This window comes from Vibrio sp. dhg, assembly GCF_003443775.1.
In the GTDB taxonomy this organism is placed as follows: Bacteria; Pseudomonadota; Gammaproteobacteria; order Enterobacterales; family Vibrionaceae; genus Vibrio; species Vibrio natriegens.
Genome location: NZ_CP028944.1, coordinates 1,360,137 through 1,378,964, shown reverse-complemented (window position 1 = coordinate 1,378,964; position 18,828 = coordinate 1,360,137). Strand labels below are relative to the sequence as shown.

Here is an 18,828-nt window from a genome sequence, read left to right as displayed (position 1 = left end):
TCATTGATTTTAAGACAGTATATACCCATATCTTAAAGCCTGCCTGATAACTGGCTTTCTCTAGTAAAACTTATGGTTTAAGGCTCACTTTTTTCGTTTGAGCTTTTCTTTTGAGCTTTTTTCTTTGGAGAAAGTTTACCCAGCCATCAAATGCCGATAAGGTGAGTTCCACGAAATATGAAAACAATAACAAAGGATGTTAAATCATCATGAACAGTACGATTGAAACTATAATGAGCCACCGCTCGATAAGAAAATTCAGCCCGCAACCAATAGATAAAGCTCAACTGGACACGATTATTCAAGCTGGCCTAGCCGCATCTTCTTCCAGTATGCTGCAAGTCGTTTCCATCATCCGAGTCACGGATCCAGAAAAACGCGCACAACTGGCGCAATACGCAGGTAACCAAGCTTACGTTGCGAGTGCGGCGGAGTTTTTAGTGTTTTGCATTGATTATCAGCGTCACTCGGCTATTAACCCTCAAGTACAAGCAGACTTCACCGAGTTAACACTGATTGGTGCCGTTGATTCTGGCATCATGGCGCAAAACTGTCTGTTGGCAGCAGAATCGATGGGATTGGGTGGCGTATACATTGGTGGCTTGAGAAATAATGCCCAAGGTGTTGATGAGTTGCTCGGCTTACCTGCCAATACCGCCATTTTGTTTGGTATGTGTCTTGGCCATCCAGAGCAAGACCCAGAAGTTAAACCTCGCTTACCAGCAAAAGTGATCGTACACGAAAATCAGTACCAAGCTTTAAATATTGAAGACATAAAAGCTTACGACCAAACCATGCACGATTACTACGCCACTCGTTCAAGTAATCAAAAGCAAAGCACCTGGTCTGAGGAAGTGACAACAAAATTAGCCGGAGAGTCTCGTCCGCATATTCTGCCTTATTTACATGGCAAAGGATTAGCAAAGCGCTAGATTGTATTGAACGATTGCCTTGGATAGCCCTGCCAATCGAGGTGGGGCTTTGTTTTTATTAACTATTCCTTCTCTGAACCCTGATTTTCGGTTGCCAGTCATTCAGCCGTCGCCTATGATAAACGAGCTCACGCCTAAAGCACCCAACACTCGCGGAAAGAACTCGGTTCACGGCAATTTGGCTTCCCTGCATTTCCAGCAGGTACACTCTGTTTTTACCTTCTTAAAGCTTCTGTTCAGGCGAGTGTGGAAGAGAATAAGAAAGGTGAAAAATGCAACCTCACAACAGCTTCTCAATTAATCTCAATCAGCAAAAAATCATTGCTAAAAAGCGTTTAAAGGCAATTCGTCAACGTGACTTCAATACGCTGGGTCTCGTTAAACAGTTTCACTCCCAACCCGACACTCTATCTTTCGAGTCTATTCAGCTTGCTGATGTTCAACATGCTTTAGCAAGAGAGCTCGGCTTACCGAGTTGGAACAAACTAAAAGCTCACGTGGAACGTTTAGAATCGCATAAGAACGCTATCGCTAAACGAGAAAAAGCGTTAGACAGTGGCCTGAGTACGCTCCATGTTCGTTGTGGACATGATATTCAGGAAAAACTTAAAGAGAGCGGCTTTGAAGGCCAGTTTCTCCCAATGATTGATCCACTATGCATGGGCCCTATTCCTAAAGCTGAGCAATCATTTTTAGCCATACGCGCTCAGTTCGTTGTTGATACGCTGCTGCCCGTTATGGGGCATAAAGAATCTGTTCAAAACATCGCTCAGCAAGAGCAGCGTAACGTAAAGACTCTGCTAGACGATAAGTTTGAGCGCATCGTATTTTGGGTGGAGCATGATAGCTATGATCAACTCATGTTGATCCGTTGCCTGACTTATCTTGAGAACGTAAAAGCTAAAGTCATTGAGATCATTGAATTGAACCAATTCCCCGGTACAGAACGTTTTATCGGTTTTGGACAACTACCCGCAGAGGCGATTCGTTCATGCTGGCATGATCGCAAGCCGATAAACGCAAGATTAATGAGCCAGGCCAGTCGGTGTTGGCAAGCTCTCACAGAAGAAACGCCAGATTCTATTGTCTCTCTATTAGATCAACATGAGTTGGATTGCTTGCCAAATATGAGTGCGGTTCTTATGCGGCATTTGCGCGAGCTCCCCCATTCAATATCAGGGTTGAGCTTCACTCAGCGTCTCGCACTCGATGCACTAAAGGAACAAAGCAACGAGATTTCAGTGAGTAAGTGGTTTCAGCTTTATCAGCAGAGCGAACCCTTGCCCTATCTGGGTGATGTGATGTTCTACGCACTGGTCCTTCCTTTAGCGACCAATGAGAAACCACTGATAACAGTAGACTCGTTAGAAAAAAACTGGTGGGAGCAACAAGTGTTTATAACCGAGCATGGAATACAGTGCTTAAACAGTAATGTTAAATTTGAGCAACAATATTGGGTTGGTGGAATTCCAAACAACAACAAAAGCCGTTGGGAGTGGGATCATCTACAGCTATCTAGCCTGTCCCATGTACAATGTTGATATGGCGCTGAATTTACCAACTTAGTAGCTAAAGATAACAGAGCGATGCGAATAGTGAGATAAATGTATTGCTCTAATTATCGACTACTAATGCGCATTATATAAACAAGTTTCAGTTGCATATTTAGTCCCACATTAATCAGGGGTGAATAATCACGAGTTCAATATGCAACCAAAACATAGAACACCAAAGTGTAACAATAGGTGAACATTAGTTTTATACTCGATAAAAGTGTTAAAAAACAGCCATTACAACCAGCCTTAAAGTTAAATAACTGTTAAAATAATATTTTTTATGGTGACCGTGGTCACATCTACCGACCAAGATTAGGTTTTTTCTTTCGTGTTTTTTCACTCCGCTGCTAACCTGCACGCCACTTTGAAGTGAACTCAGAGTGCATAACTATAAGGAGTGTTCTCATGAATACCAAGAAACCGATGTCGCTTACCAGCCGTGTTATTTTCGGTATGGTGGCGGGTATCTTGACAGGATTTGCAATTCGCACACTTTTTGCTGACAACGGATTTGTCGACGCATACATTGTTAATGGACTATTTGAAGTTGGTGGACAGATCTTTGTCGCCAGCTTGAAGATGCTAGTAGTACCTTTGGTATTTGTATCACTCGTTTGTGGTACTAGCTCTCTTAAAGACCTATCTACTTTAGGTCGCATGGGTGGTAAAACCCTAGCTTTATACATTGCAACAACGGCTGTCGCTATCACACTTGCTCTGACTATGGGCACCGTGTTCCAGCCAGGCGCAGGCGCTGATCTTACTGCGGTAAGCTCATTCAAGTCAGCAGAAGCACCGTCTTTGGGTCAGGTGATCATTGATATGTTCCCGACTAACCCAATCAGTGCAATGGCTGAAGGTAAAACACTTCAAGTTATCGTGTTTGCCGTTTTATTTGGTATCGCGATCAGTGCTGCTGGTAAACCAGGCGAGCGTATCGCTGCATTCTTCTCAGACTTGAATGAAGTGATCATGAAGCTGGTTGCTATTTTGATGAACCTGGCACCATTTGGTGTGTTCTTCCTGATGGCGAAGCTGTTTACTGGTTTGGGCTTGGGTGCAATCCTAAACCTTGCCGAGTACTTTATCGTTCTAGCTGGCACACTGCTGCTACACGGTCTGGTAACGTACAGCCTAATGTTGAAAGGGTTTACTGGGCTTAGCCCAATTACCTTCCTGCGTAAAATGGAAGATGCTGTGATGTTTGCGTTCTCTACTGCATCATCAAACGCAACCATTCCGGTTACTATGGAAACAGCAAAACACCGTATGGGCGTAGAAAACCGTGTGTCTTCGTTCACTGTACCACTTGGTGCAACCGTGAACATGGACGGAACGGCGATCATGCAAGGTGTCGCTACCGCGTTTATCGCACAGGCATTCAACATTGATTTAACCATGGGTGACTACCTGATGGTTATCATGACGGCGACTCTGGCATCTATCGGTACTGCTGGTGTTCCTGGTGTTGGCCTTGTCATGCTAGCGATGGTACTAAACCAAGTAGGCTTGCCTCTGGAAGGTATTGCTCTGATTATGGGTGTTGACCGTCTACTGGATATGATTCGTACCGCAGTAAACATTACTGGTGATAGCGCAGTAACGGTTATTGTTGCTAAATCAGAAGGTGCATTGGATGAAGCTCGCTTCAACGATCCAATGGCCGGCGCAGCCGAAGAAGAAGTGCATCTCAAACGCGCCGACGCTTAAACCGTTTTACGGTTATCCTGTCTAAAACAAAGCCCCGATGGAAACATCGGGGCTTTGTTTATTGAGAAAGATTGATTAAGAAATCTTAAAGGCTTTTAGTCATTAGCCATTGAATTCAGTTTCGCTCTGGCTTGTTCTTCATGCTCTGGCGTAATAGCGTTGCCCACCGTGTTCGCAGCCAATGTAAGCGCTGCCATATCATCAGTGAATCCAACGCCAGCCAGCACATCAGGCACCATATCCGTTGGGAGAACGAAATACGCTAATGCCCCACCAAGAATCGCTTTATGGCGCACGGAGGTATTGGCGTCTGTCATCGCGAGCCAGGATTTAATCCCCATCACAGCAAGTTCTTCACCCGCTTTTCTCACCGAGTTTTTCATCTTTCGCCAAAACGTTTTCTCATCTGGCGCTTTTAGTGTTTCTTCAACGGCGTCATTAGGCGCCGACTTTAAAGACATGGCTGTAGTCATCGTTGCCTCCGGTAGTTGTGACGATTGCAATAATAGTAATGATCAAATCTGAACGTAACATTAATGGGTGCTTCTTTGCTGAACTTAAAAATACGATGAATAAAAACAAAGCCCCCAAACCTAAGTCTGAGGGCTATGACTTTTGAAATCTGGATTAAAACCCAGAATGAGCTTTTTGAACTAGTGACTTACGGTTTCTCTCGGCCGACAAAAGCAACCACTACCTTGTCACCCGCAAGAGTACGAGAGAAGACGTACGCTCCTTCCTGAGCGATTACGTGATGCTTACCTGCTCCAATCGCAGGGTGTGCTTTTCGGAACTGCCCTAGTGTCTGCCAGTGTTTCAACAACGATTGTTTATCGTCAGTCAGCTCCCATACCATGTCAGAGCGAGTGCCTTGGTGGAAGTCGTCTGCATATGGGCCAATGTTACGCCCCACTTCATCGCCATAATAGACCTGTACAGCGCCAGGGCTTAACAACAGCGCATTCGCTGCGTTACGCTGCATGGCGTAGTCTTTAAAGCGTGAGAAGAATAGCTCGGTGTCGTGAGAGGACATATAGCTGACCGGGTTAAAGTCTTTCTCGTTGGCGATGGTATCGGCATAGCTTTGGTAGGTTTCAGCCATTTGGCTAAAACAGGCTGCGCCTTTATCAAGTTTCTTCTGCATATCAAAGTTGATCAGCGCATCGAAACCATCGTCAAAGTAAGGGCTGCGATACGCCGTATGTCCCCAGACTTCGCCCATCATCCAAAACGGTTGACCGGATTTACCGTTTTCTTTACGCCACTGCTCTAAGCTTTGAGAGGCTTCTTGCTTCAAACGTTTCCACACGTCACCTTCGACGTGTTTTACGGTGTCGACGCGATATCCATCAATGCCAAAGCGCTTCACCCAATCCGTTTGCCATTCAATTAAATAATCCGACACGGTGAAATTGTCTCGCGCCTTAACACGCGTACCCGGATTGTCTAGCAGCCACTTAGGTGGTGTTACCGCTTTATCAGATTCGGTGACAAAGTCCGGCAACCCAGCGAGCGACATAGTGATATCGCTGCTGCCCGGCTCAGGATAGCCCGGTAAACCTGCTCTTACCCAATCACCACCCCACCAGTTAGCCCAGTTCGGACTTTGGTAATCAATATAATGGTGGTAGCTGTGCCAATTTTCACCACTCTTTGGTTGCCAGTTCGCCCATTTTTCTGGCAAATCAGCGCCCGGTTTGAGCACTTCGATACCATCAAACTGTAAATCGGCAAGTGTGGAGTAACCGGTGTGGTTGATGACGGCATCCATCAGCACTTTTAGCCCGCGTTTGTGCGCTTCTTCCACCAGCGTCTTTAAGTCAGCTTCACTGCCGAAGTTTTCGTCGATCTTAGTAAAGTCACGCGTCCAGTAACCGTGATAAGCATAAAATGGGAACGAGCCACTGTCGCCACCGCCAACAAAACCGTGCACCTGCTCAACAATCGGCGATAACCAAATGGCATCTGTCCCCAAGCTTTTGATGTAGTCCAGCTTATCAATCACTCCTTTGAGGTCGCCACCATGGAAGGTACCGATTTCTTCTTTCCCGTCCTTTTTACGCCCATAGCTAGCGTCATTGCTGCTGTCTGCGTTGTTGAATCTATCAACCATCACAAAGTAGATATTGGCATTTCGGTAGTCAAACGGTATTGCTTGCTTGGTTTTCTTCATCGGCTCAAGAAGTACGATTCCACCTGACGCTTGGTCTGGCACCAAAGAGACTTGTTGATTTTTCACTTCGACTACCTGCCCTGAGTAAGCATCCCGCAATTTGGTTCCATCGGGGAAACTATCCCCCAATGCAATGGACACTTCGCCACCTTGATAAACTTCACACTGGACTTTTGGGATCGGGCGTTTGAACTCAGTCTTCGCCGCTTTCTTTGGTTCTCGCTTAAACAGAAGCGTTTTTGCCTGCTCATCATAGGCAAACGAGTAGTCCCCGGTAAAACGTATTTTCAGCGCAAGTTCTGTCGGCTCTCCACAGTTCAGTGAAATGGGTGTATTGAACTTTACGTTTTGTCCGTCGGGCGCGGTACAACTTCCATCAATACCGGTTATTTTTAGTGTGTAGCCGTCTTTGGTAAGCGGCACGACTAAAGGTTGCTCGGCACTGAGTGGAAAATCGCGGCTGTTCGTTGTGGTAGATATGGTGATATTGGGTTCAGCAATAGCACTTGCCGAGGCGAGTAATAATGTCGTCGTGATCAGATTCAGTTTCATCGTTCTATCCATTGATTGCGTATGTAACCTACGCAAATTTATTAGTTTTATTCACACTAATAGTAAATGGATGAAAATTTGAGCACATCATTCTAATAGACTACGCCCTAAAGCTTGGATTAACTCACATTTTTGCTTTATCAGGGCGTAGTTTGAAATTTCTACAAATGAACGCTGCCTAGATTTCGCATTTGATTCATCGCCCATCTGGTGCGGCGCTGTGTATAGTCGCTTTGTGGGTAAACTTTTATACGATAAGGATTAGGCAACACCACGGCTAATTGCGCCGCTTGCCACTTCGACAATCTATCTGAGCTTACGCCAAAGTAGTTCTGAGCAGCCGCTTCTGTACCATAGATACCCGGGCCAAACTCAACCACATTCAGGTAGACTTCCAGAATGCGCTCTTTGCTCCACATCGCTTCCATCAGCAGTGCAAAGTAAAGCTCATAGGCCTTACGTACATAAGAATGGGCAGGAAACAAAAACACATTCTTGGCGGTTTGTTGGGTAATCGTGCTTGCTCCGCGGGATGGGCCATTTTCGTCCGCATTCGCTATCACATTAAACAGAGACTCAAAATCGACGCCATAATGCGTCGGGAATTTTTGGTCTTCTGTTGCAATCACAGCAAGCTGCATGTTTTTGGAGATTTGCGACAAAGGCACCCATTCATGCTGACTGTGATCAGGATAGTTTGTTGGAGGTGAGACAAGGCGACTGAGTTTCCAGCCCCAAATTGGAGGATCGATAAACTTTACCGCCCCGACCATAACAATAGGGGCAAGCAACAGTACCAACACGACTTTAATTAGAAATGACTTTAGCCTTTTGATCATTCTCAGTATCCCGACAACTCTCCGCTTTAAAAGCAAGCGAGCAAGATTGCCGTATTCTGCAAAGAACAACAAGTTTCTGAGGTTAAAGTTTGGTCAAAAAAAGCCCGATTTACATTGTAAAGCGGGCTTGATGTTTTCAGTGGCGCTTATTTAGCAAGCTTGTAGAACACCGTTGATAAAGGTGGGATGCGCAATCCAAGAGATTGTGGGAGCGACTCGCTTTCGATCGCTTCAGTTTCAACACTCTTGTGAACCTTGAAGCCACTGCCACCGTATTTGCTGTCATCGGTGTTAAGCAGAAGATCGTATCGGCCTTCATTCGGAACGCCTAAGCGGAACTTCTCATGTGGTACTGGCGTAAAGTTGGTGATAACCAAAATACGCTCACCGTCCTCACTAATACGCTCATGAGCCAGAATACTCGCATCGGCTTCATCTTGAAGACGCCATTCGAAACCAGCAGGAATACAATCCTGATCGTGCATAGCTGGTTCAGTTCGGTATAGATGGTTTAAGTCACGAGTCAGATCTTGAACCCCTTTGTGACGTTCAAACTCCAATAAGAACCACTGCAGTTGATCATCATGGTTCCATTCCGCTGTCTGACCTAATTCTGCGCCCATAAAGTTAAGCTTTTTACCTGGCTGGCCGTACATATGGCCGTAGTAAGCACGCAAGTTAGCGGTTTGTTGCCATTCATCACCAGGCATTTTGTTGTGGATAGAGGCTTTGCCATACACCACTTCATCGTGCGACAGTGACAATACATAGTTCTCACTGTGTGCGTAAATAAGCGGGAACGTGATGGTATTGTGGTGGTATTTGCGATGAACAGGATCTTCTTTCATGTAAGAAAGACTGTCGTGCATCCAACCCATATTCCACTTGAATCCGAAGCCCAATCCGCCCATGAATGTTGGCGCAGACACACCTGGGAATGCCGTCGACTCTTCAGCAATCGTCATAGCATTCGGGAAGTGTTTGTACACCTCCTCGTTCATCCATTTTAGTGTCGCAATCGCTTCATAGTTTTCGTTGCCACCATCGACATTCGGAATCCACTGATCATGACTGCGTGAGTAGTCAAGGTAGATCATGGACGCAACAGCATCGACTCGAATACCATCGATATGGAATTGTTCGAACCAGTACAAGGCATTCGCGACTAGGAAGCGACGGACGTGCTCGCGGCCGACATCATAGATATACGAGTTCCAGTCTTGGTGCCAGCCGCGACGTGGGTCTGGATCGTGGAACAGAGGTGTGCCATCGAAGTTTGCCAGACCATGGTCATCGGATGGGAAGTGCGCTGGTACCCAATCGAGAACCACGCCAATACCCGCTTGGTGACAAGCATCAACAAAGTATTTGAAGTCATCTGGCGATCCATAACGACTGGTTGGAGCAAACAGCCCCACTGGCTGGTAACCCCAAGAACCGTAGAATGGATGTTCAGAAACTGGCATCAGTTCAACGTGGGTGTACTCCATGTCGACCAAATATGGCACTAAGTGTTCAGCCAGTTCACGGTAGTTAAGAAACTCACCCTGCTCATTGCGTTTCCAGGAGCCAGCGTGTAGCTCATAGAAAGACAACGCTTCACTGCGCTTTTCCGTTACTGGACGACTTTGCCATTGCGTATCCTGCCATTGGTAACGGTTGTGGTCGTAAGTGATGGATGCGAATGACGGGTACTGTTCTGAATAAAAGCCCCATGGGTCTTGCTTATGAGGCAACCCTTCTCCATGTGGACCTTTCAGTTCGTATTTGTATTGTACGCCTTCTTCTAAGCCAGGAACGAACAAGCCCCAAATACCGTAATCGAGGCGTTGCATTGGCTGACGACGGCCATCCCACTGGTTAAATCCGCCGATCAAACTCACGGCTGACGCATGTGGTGCATAAACTAGGAAACGAACGCCAGAGATATGTTTACCTCCACGTTCTAGAGTGACAAAGTGCGAACCCATGTAGTGATACATGTCTTTCGGTGTGTGCAGGTGTTCGTACTCTTGGTAAATATTGTGGTATTGGTACGGGTCGTCAATGATTTGTTCAACGCCATTCCAATCTACAGCTAAGCGGTAATGTGTAAGGTGTAAATCGCGTTTTTCTTTGAGAATAAATCCGCTTTCACCTTCTCGTTCAAGGGCAACTCTTGGCTCCCCTTCAACCAATAATTCAACTTTATCAGCACCTGGCATCCAGACTCTTAGGGAACCTTCACCATCATCAATAAATGGCCCCAGCGTCGCAAAGGGATCCGAGTAAGAAGCCTGAGCTAGCAGTTCATAGGCACGTTCATACTTTTTCTTTGTTCTCTTTATTTTATTTGTTTTCGTGTTTTTCAAACCTTTCTCCCTAAAACCAATATCCACCTTAAACACACCGAGTTTAAGAAAATATTGGCTTGCACAGCCAACATTGTAAACTTACTAAAAAGCACTGCTTCGAACGTCAATGTTTGCAAGCAGCATCAAAAAACGAAAATGCCCGCTATTATTGCGGGCATAATAACAGTACTCCATCCTAACGGATTGTTTTTATAGAATGAGTGACGTAGATGGAAATTTCTTACCTAAGAGCAAACAAATTTATAATCAGCTCGCTTTCTCACTCATTCTATTCGTCCTTACTTGCTTGCTTGAGCGCGAACTTCCGTTAAACGTTTTGCAATTCGATTCACATCTTCACGACTGAAAATTTCATCAAGGTTCATCGACAGCTTACGACGCCAGTTTGGATACTCATCAACAGTACCAGGAATATTGACCGGTTGATCCATCTCTAGCCAGTCTTCCAGCTGAACACTAAGCAGTGCAGAATCACCTGCTGCAACATGCAGTTGAAGCGCTTCGCTTAAGTACGAATCCATAGGTACGAACTGCGCATCATGGCCAATGCCTTCAGGCAGATAACCATGCCAGCGAACGCTATCCAGAATGCCTTGCTTGCACTTAAGACGATCAGCAAACAGACCTTCTAGTTGCTCTTCGTCTGGGTACAGACCAATCTCACGACCCATTTTCAAGTCATCACAGTGCCAGAAACCGCGTAACGTTGGCATATCGTGCGTACACAGTGCCGCCATAGATTGCTCAGCATAATGCTTAGGAGAAATGAAGCCGCCGTCGTCTTTTGAGGTTTCAAAGAAAAACACTTTGTATGAGTGCACACCAGCATCGCGAAGAATATCTACGATTTCGTCTGGCACCGTACCTAAGTCTTCACCAATAACTGAACATTGATGACGATGTGACTCAAGCGCTAAGATTGCCAGCATGTCTTCTACTGGGTAGTACAGGTAAGCCCCTTCTGTTGCCTTTTCGCCTTTTGGAATCCACCACAGACGCAGCAGACCAAGTACATGGTCAATACGTAGCGAACCACAATGCTTCATGTTGGCACGCAGCAGTTGGATGTAAGCGTCGTAACCCGTTGCTTCAAGCACTTGTGGGTTTAGTGGAGGCAGCCCCCAGTTTTGACCTAGTGGGCCCAGTACATCTGGTGGCGCACCAATACTTGCGTCCAGAACAAGGTTACCTTCGTCAGCCCAAGTTTCACTGCCAGAATCCGCTACGCCTACTGCAAGGTCACGGTACAGACCTACAGACATGCCTTTTTCTTCTGCAAGTGCTTGAGCTTCTTTGATTTGATCATCAGCGATCCACTGCAAGTACATGTACAGGTGAACGCGGCCTTTTTGATCTTTAATGTATTTCTGCGTTCCTGCCGACTCGAATGTACGGTATTTTTCAGGGAACGCTGGCCAACCCCACATATTTGAGTCTTCAGCGTGTAGATCAGCATGGATTGCATCAAATGCCGCTTGATGTAATAAGCTGTCGCCGCCTTTCTCTACGAATTCTAAGAATGCACGTGCACGGTCAGTATTCTTGTCCAGATGACGTGCTTTGAACTCGCTGAACAGAAGCGGTAACACGCTCATCTTAAGCGCAGAAACTTCTGTGTAATTAACCCAATGAGAATCACGAGCTTTTTGCAGGCGCTGCTGGAATTCAGCACTGCCAACTTGTTGCTGAGCTTCTGCACTCAGAGCAAATTCCGGTACGGATACCACATCAATATACATGATGTTCAACCAGCGGCGAGAAGACGGGCTGTATGGGCTCGCACCTTCTGGGTTTGCCGGGAACAACGAGTGAATTGGGTTCAGGCCAATGAAGTCCCCGCCACGCGAAGCAATGTCACTAACCAGTTGCTTAAGGTCTCCGAAATCACCGATACCCCAGTTATGCTGAGTACGCAATGTGTAAAGCTGAATACTCGGGCCCCAAAGCTTTTTGTGTTCGTTAAGCGCATCTTGTTTGTAACAAGCTTTTGGAGTGATGATCAGCGACATTTCATAAGGCGTTTTACGACGCTTACGACTGATGATCAGTTTGTGATAACCCCATGCCAAGTTCTTTGGCAATGCAAACACTAGAGGGCCACCCTCAGCACGTTCATCACGAACAATTTGAGACTGAAGATAGCCTTCAAGTACCTCTCCTTGCTCTGTTTCTAAACGCCAGCTGAATTCACTCTCACGAGCACTCGTACCTAGGTTTAGTTCCACTTCGACAGGCTCGCCGTCGCGTAAAACAAGAACAGGGGCTAGTACGTCTTTCTTATGCTTCTTCTCAGCAGAAGCCAATAGTTTTTCATCGCTGCTAGTATCGTAGCCAAGTGAAGCGAGCAAACGGCGCAGAGTCTCATCAGACACTTTAGCCTCATCTCCCCATGCACTGACGTAACTGTCAGCCAATCTCGCCATTTCCGCGACTTTCTTTAATGCTGTTAGTTCTTTCATCGCTTTCTCCGAAGGTAATGCAAACACCTTCCATGTAGGGTTTTATTGTTATCAATAACTTATATTTGAAAATAACCAAAGGTAGCGCAGGGCTACCTTGGTTTTTACTTGTCTTATTAACGGTGAACCGGTTCTAGTTTCCAGATGTTGTTCACATAGTCTCGAATTGAGCGGTCTGACGTGAACTTGCCAACGAGGGCGGTATTAAGGATGGCTTTCTTAGCCCAACCAGCCTGGTCTTTGTATTGCTCGCCCATATCTTCATGCGCTTTCACGTAAGACGCGAAGTCTGCAAGACATAGGTATGGGTCACCACCATCAAGCAGGCTGTCGTACGTTGCACGCAATAGACCCGGCTGACCTGGTGTGAATTCTTCACCGACAAGAAGATCCATTGACGCTTTTAGTAGATGGTCCGCATTGTAGTAATCAAACGGGTTGTAGCCTTGAGCTTTCAGCGCTTTCACACCTTCAACATCCAGACCGAAGATGTAGATGTTCTCGTCACCCACTTCTTCACGAATCTCAACGTTCGCACCATCCATTGTACCGATAGTCAGAGCACCGTTTAGCGCCATCTTCATGTTACCAGTACCTGACGCTTCTTTACCTGCTAGCGAGATTTGTTGTGATACGTCCGCCGCAGGAATGATGATTTCTGCCATGCTCACGCGGTAGTCAGGAATGAATACCACTTTAAGCTTGTTACCAATGCGAGGGTCGCTATTGATCTTCTCTGCAATTTTGTTGATTGCGAAGATGATTTCTTTCGCTAGGTGGTAACCCGGTGCTGCTTTCGCTGCGAAGAATACAACACGTGGTACACAATCAAACCCAGGCTCGTTAAGGATGCGATGGTACAGAGACAACACGTGTAGCAAATCTAGGTGCTGACGCTTGTACTCGTGTAGACGCTTGATTTGAACATCGAAGATCGCATTGGTATCCAGCTCGATACCCATGTTTTCTTTCACCCAGTGAGCCAGGCGTTCTTTGTTCTCTTTCTTCACTGCCATGAATTCTTTTTGGAATTTCTCGTCAGTGGCGTATTTCGCGATGCCTTCCAACAACTCCAGTTTCGCTGGCCATTCGCCACCGATCTTGTCAGTAATTAACTGAGACAGGCCTGGGTTACAGAACTTCAACCAACGACGCGGAGTAATACCGTTCGTCACATTGTGTAGACGAGTCGGGTACAGCTCATGGAACTCAGGGAACAGGTCTTTTTTAACCAATTCAGAGTGAAGTGCAGCTACACCATTAACCGCGTATGAGCCGATTACACTCAGGTTAGCCATACGTACCATGCGGTGGAAACCGTCTTCGATGATTGAAAGTTTTTGCTGTTTCGCAACATCACCAGGCCACTTAGCACGAACTTCTTGCAGGAAGCGGTGGTTGATTTCGTAAATGATTTCCATGTGACGTGGAAGCAAGTGCTGAATTAGCGACTCTGGCCATGTCTCTAGTGCTTCTGGAAGTAATGTGTGGTTTGTGTACGCGAATGTGTGCGAACAGATTTCCCACGCCGCTTCCCAAGACAGACCTTTCTCATCAACAAGGATGCGCATTAGCTCAGGAATAGCGATAGTTGGGTGCGTATCGTTAAGCTGGATAGTCTCTTGCTTAGGCAGTTCTTCTAATGAGTAGCCTGCTGCTTCGTGGCGGCGAAGAATATCGCGTACTGACGCTGCAGAGTGGAAGTACTGTTGCATTAGACGAAGTGTTTTACCTTTCTCGTGGTTGTCATTCGGGTAAAGCACTTTAGTGATGTTGCCAGCGTCGATCAGCGCATGCTGAGCTTCAAAGTAGTTACCATTGTTAAAGCTAGCCAGTGAGAATGGAGCAATTGCCTGACATTCCCAAAGACGCAGTGGGTAAACTGTTTCTGATTCGTAGCCTACGATTGGTAGATCCCAAGGCATCGCTTTTACTGTCATGCCTGGAACCCATTTACGAACTTCTTTACCGTTCTCGTTGACCACTTCAACATGACCGTAGAAGCCGATTTCTTGAGCAAGCTCTGGACGAGCCACTTCCCAAGGGTAACCTTCTACGCCACACCATGCATCTGGCGCTTCTTGTTGACGGCCATCTTTGAAGGATTGCTTAAATAGACCGTATTCGTAGTGTAGGCCGTAACCCACTGTTGGGTATTCTTGCGCGGCACATGAATCCATGAAACAAGCTGCCAGACGGCCAAGACCGCCGTTACCCAATGAAGGATCGCGTTCTTCTTCAAGAAGGTCCGTTACGCTATGACCCAATTCAGCCATTGCTTCTGTTACTTGCTCGTACAGACCCATGCTGATTAAGTTATTGCCCGTTAAACGGCCAATTAGGAATTCTAGAGAAAGGTAGTTAACGCTCTTAGCACCTTTGATTCGAGGATCTTCTTCAGTAGCAAGCAAATCAAAAGTAGTGATCTCCGCTAGAGCACGACCCATTGCTAGGTACCATGCGCGGCTATCTGCGTTTTCAACAGTATGTGCGTAAGTCACTGATAGGTGTTTCTTTACGCTGTCTTGGAACGACTTTTTATCAAATTTTTTCTGTTGTGTAGGTTTCATTAAGAAATTCTCACGTCTTTTAGTAATTCATCTGCCATATATCGTGCATTTACCGGTGTGAATAAACATCCTCCTGTTTCTCCTCCTTTGAAGGAGGAGGAATGAGGGCGTAGAGGGGGGTACAACCGATCAGTTAGTGATCTGAATCGCAACAAAGCTTTTTACGCTCCGCTTCTTAGTGATTTCGATCACAGGCGAATATGAGAAAAGGCTAAAATTTACTCATGAAGTTTTTAAGACACTGTCGAAGCATGATGTAAATTTTGTCTTAGCGATCACACTCCCCTTGTTCACAAACACAAAAATTACATATTCATCGTGCAATAATTCCTACAAGGAATAACAAACCAGCCTAAAAAAGTGATTAAACTCACAAATAAAGGGCGTAGTTGGTGCCATTTAGCTCATCTCGTGAGAATTAGGAAGTGGATCAAAGTAAGGTGTAATAGCGATGTCGTAACATCCCACTCGATTTATATTTTTGTTTACTTTTTAAACAGATTAAAATTTGGTGACGAAAACCGTTTTCAGATTTCGCTAGCTTACATAAATTAAGGACATAACGAATAATGTGGATTCCATCTAAGCTCACTCGCCCAGGCCGGTTACATAACGCCATTGTGCGTCCAAGAGTGCTGGACTTACTGCAACAAGCGCCTTATTACAAATTGGTTTTGTTTCGCTCACCTGCCGGTTACGGTAAAACAACAATGGCAGCGCAGTGGCTGTCGGATAAGCCTAATGTTGGTTGGTACAGTATTGATGACAGCGATAATGACGGCTTCCGTTTTGTCAATTACCTGTTGCAGGCATTAAACAAAGCAACAAACTTCAGTTGTTCTAATGCACAGAAACTGGCAGAAAAACGCCAAATATCCTCTTTACGCTCTTTGTATAGCGAGCTGTTTGCCGAAATGGCTGACTTTCATCAGGAATGTTACGTGGTACTCGATGACTACCACTTAATCACCAATGATGAAATTCATGAATCGATGCGCTTCTTTTTAAAGCACATGCCAGACAACTTAACCGTCGTCGTCACAAGCCGTGCGACACCGCCATTAGGTACTGCAAACCTGCGTGTGCGTGACTTGATGATCGAAATCGGCAACGACATGTTAGCCTTCGACACAGAAGAAACGACCCGCTTCTTTAACCAGCGCATCGCTGACGGTATTGATGAAGACATGGCCAATAGCCTCAGAACTTATGTCGAGGGCTGGCCCTCTGCATTGCAACTTATCGCTCTTCAGGCACAGCATCAAAACCGTACCTTGGCGCAGACGGTAGAGTCTGTTTCTCAGTTCAACCACGCACATCTTTGGGATTACTTGGTAGAGGAAGTATTTGATCTACTCGATCATGAAACCCGCCAATTCCTGATGCAGGTTTCGGTTCTGGATCATTTCAACGACGAGTTGGTATTCGCGTTAACTCAGCGTGAAGATGCACTCGGTATGATTGAATCCCTGAATCGCTACGGGTTGTTTATTTACCCTCTCGAGGGTGAACATAACTGGTTCCGATTCCACAACCTGTTTGGCGAGTTTTTGTCTCATGAACGCCAGGCTCGCATTCCTCAGCAAGAAAAAGATCTACATCGCAATGCTGCATTAGCTTGGTTACAACAAAAATCGCCTCACCAAGCAATTCACCACGCTCAGAAATCTGACGATAAAGATTTAGTGGTTGAAATTCTTAACGAATTTGGCTGGAAAATGTTTAACCAAGGCGAGTTGAGCACCTTGGAAAATGCCATTCATCAGCTTGACTCAGAACTGCTGTTTAGTCATCCAAAACTAACGATGTTACGCGCATGGCTGGCTCAAAGTCAGCACCGTTACAATCAGGTTGGTCAGTTGCTTGAAGAAGCAGAAGCCGAGCACCAAAAGCGCGATATTGAGCTGGATGTCCACTATCAAGGTCAGGCCAATGCGCTACTAGCACAGGTTGCGATTAACAGTAACCAGCCAGAAAAAGCACTTGAGTTAGCAGAACTTGCACTCAGTGAGCTTGATCACACCATCTATCGCAGCCGAATCGTGGCGACCTCAGTCGTTGGTGAAGTCAATCACGTACTGGGTAAGCTCGATCGCGCATTACCGATGATGCAGCAAACGGAAAAACTGGCTCGCCAGTATCAGGTTTATCATCAGGCGTTATGGGCGATTCTACAACAAAGTGAAATATTGATTGCCCAAGGCTATGTTCAGGCTGCCTTTGAATTGCAAGATTCGGGTTTCCGTCTGATTGAAGAGCATCAGCTTCAGCACGTGCCTTTGCATGAGTTTTTACTGCGTATTCGTGCGCAAGTGCTTTGGTGCTGGAATCGTCTGGATGAAGCCGAAGAGTGTGCTTATAAGGGTTTACAGATCTTAGAAAGCCATTCGCCAAGCAAGCACTTACATAGCTATTCTATGCTTGCACGTATCGCTGTTGGACGTGGAGAGCTAGACAAAGCAGGTAAGTTTATAGAGCATATTCAACACTTGATGAAACAATCGACTTACCACGTCGACTGGACGGCGAACGCATCATTGTCCCTCATCTTATTTTGGCAAGCTCGCGGCAATATGGATGCAATACAAGAGTGGCTCAACAGTGCAGTTCGTCCAGAATCTGCATGTAACCACTTCTGTCAATTGCAGTGGCGTAATATCGTTCGTGCGCACATTAATCTTGGTCAATATGACGAAGCTCGCCAAGCGTTGAATTTTCTACAAAGCGAAGCGCATCGCAGTAACTTAGTCACTGACACGAACCGCAACTTAGTTGTTGAAGCGGTATTAGCCGCGCGTCAGAAAGATGAAGAACAAGCAAAAGCCTTACTTAAAGAAGCATTAGTAATGACCAACCAGACAGGTATGGTTGGAAACTTCTTGATTGATGGCGCAACCATTGGCGGTTTGTTAGAGAAGCTTAGCCTGCGCCATGAGTTGGGCGATTTAGAACGTCACCGCGCACAGCAATTGATGAAAGACATTTCATCAAATCAGCGCAGCCGTTCAATTCACTTCGATGAAGACTTTATTGAGAACTTGGTAAACCACCCGAACGTACCAGAGTTAGTGCGCACTAGCCCGCTCACTCAACGAGAGTGGCAGGTGCTTGGATTGATTTACTCAGGCTTCAGTAATGAACAAATTGCTCAGGAGCTTGATGTCGCCGGAACAACCATTAAAACCCACATCCGTAACCTGTATCAGAAGCTGAACATTGCGAACCGTAAGGAAGCGATTATCACGGCAGAAAACCTACTGCAATTGATGGGTTACTAGAAGAGATAAACCACTCAGTAACTTAAAGCGAGGGTTGGCGTGAAAGCGTCAGCCCTTTTTATTTAGCTTGTGCTATCAGAATTGCACTTAGTAGCCTGAGCTGCGGTTGAGCAGAAATAGCCTTTTATTCAGACAAAAAAATAGCCAATCGCAATAATCGCGATTGGCTGATATTTAATGTGAACAATCTGTATTCACTAACAACGTCAGTTGGCTAGGTGACCCTCGGCTTAAGAAGGGTCGCGGCGTATTATGCATAAACCATGCCATAATTGAAAGCTTTATTTTTGGCTCAATATCTCATATGAAAGCGTTCTAAAACATTATCTGTAGCAAAACGAAAAACGTCGTTGCATTTAGCAAATGCAATTTGCAAATAATACACTCCAAACACAATTATTGAGT

10 protein-coding genes are annotated in these 18,828 nt (G+C 45.8%); 4 read left to right on the top strand and 6 right to left on the bottom strand.

What is annotated here, in order from left to right; genetic code table 11:
- Nucleotides 1-209 precede the first annotated feature (209 nt).
- The 3 genes from nfsA (at nt 210) to DBX26_RS21820 (ending at nt 4,198) form a co-directional block, all read left to right on the top strand.
- On the top strand, nt 210-932 hold the full coding sequence (nfsA, locus tag DBX26_RS21830; protein ID WP_014234979.1) for an oxygen-insensitive NADPH nitroreductase: 723 nt from the start codon (nt 210-212) through the stop codon (nt 930-932).
- A gap of 272 nt (nt 933-1,204) precedes the next feature.
- Nucleotides 1,205-2,473, top strand: coding sequence for a DUF1835 domain-containing protein (locus DBX26_RS21825; RefSeq protein WP_118120876.1), 1,269 nt, complete (start codon nt 1,205-1,207; stop codon nt 2,471-2,473).
- 420 nt (nt 2,474-2,893) lie between these two features.
- Nucleotides 2,894-4,198 carry a dicarboxylate/amino acid:cation symporter gene (locus tag DBX26_RS21820; protein ID WP_014234981.1) on the top strand — a complete coding sequence of 435 codons (1,305 nt, stop codon included), beginning with the start codon at nt 2,894-2,896 and terminating at the stop codon, nt 4,196-4,198.
- A gap of 95 nt (nt 4,199-4,293) precedes the next feature.
- On the opposite strand, the gene DBX26_RS21815 is transcribed toward DBX26_RS21820, so the two are convergent.
- The 6 genes from DBX26_RS21815 to DBX26_RS21790 form a co-directional block, all read right to left on the bottom strand.
- Nucleotides 4,294-4,671 carry a YkvA family protein gene (locus tag DBX26_RS21815; protein WP_065298080.1) on the bottom strand — a complete coding sequence of 126 codons (378 nt, stop codon included), beginning with the start codon at nt 4,669-4,671 and terminating at the stop codon, nt 4,294-4,296.
- Between the two features lie 188 nt (nt 4,672-4,859).
- Nucleotides 4,860-6,923: an alpha-amylase gene (locus DBX26_RS21810; protein ID WP_118120875.1), complete on the bottom strand. Its 2,064-nt coding sequence runs from the start codon at nt 6,921-6,923 to the stop codon at nt 4,860-4,862.
- 161 nt (nt 6,924-7,084) lie between these two features.
- Nucleotides 7,085-7,762 (bottom strand): monofunctional biosynthetic peptidoglycan transglycosylase, encoded by a 678-nt coding sequence (gene mtgA / locus DBX26_RS21805; RefSeq protein ID WP_014234984.1) that lies wholly within the window; start codon nt 7,760-7,762, stop codon nt 7,085-7,087.
- Nucleotides 7,763-7,908: 146 nt separating this feature from the next.
- Nucleotides 7,909-10,113, bottom strand: a complete 2,205-nt coding sequence (glgB, locus tag DBX26_RS21800) for a 1,4-alpha-glucan branching protein GlgB (protein WP_065303987.1) — start codon at nt 10,111-10,113, stop codon at nt 7,909-7,911.
- A gap of 281 nt (nt 10,114-10,394) precedes the next feature.
- Nucleotides 10,395-12,575, bottom strand: a complete 2,181-nt coding sequence (gene malQ / locus DBX26_RS21795; protein WP_118120874.1) for a 4-alpha-glucanotransferase — start codon at nt 12,573-12,575, stop codon at nt 10,395-10,397.
- A 116-nt stretch (nt 12,576-12,691) separates the two neighbouring features.
- Entirely contained in the window at nt 12,692-15,145 is a 2,454-nt protein-coding gene (locus DBX26_RS21790) for a glycogen/starch/alpha-glucan phosphorylase (protein ID WP_065300531.1), read from the bottom strand.
- Between the two features lie 569 nt (nt 15,146-15,714).
- Here DBX26_RS21790 and malT point away from each other — a divergent pair.
- Entirely contained in the window at nt 15,715-18,423 is a 2,709-nt protein-coding gene (malT, locus tag DBX26_RS21785) for an HTH-type transcriptional regulator MalT (protein WP_014234988.1), read from the top strand.
- Nucleotides 18,424-18,828 lie beyond the last annotated feature (405 nt).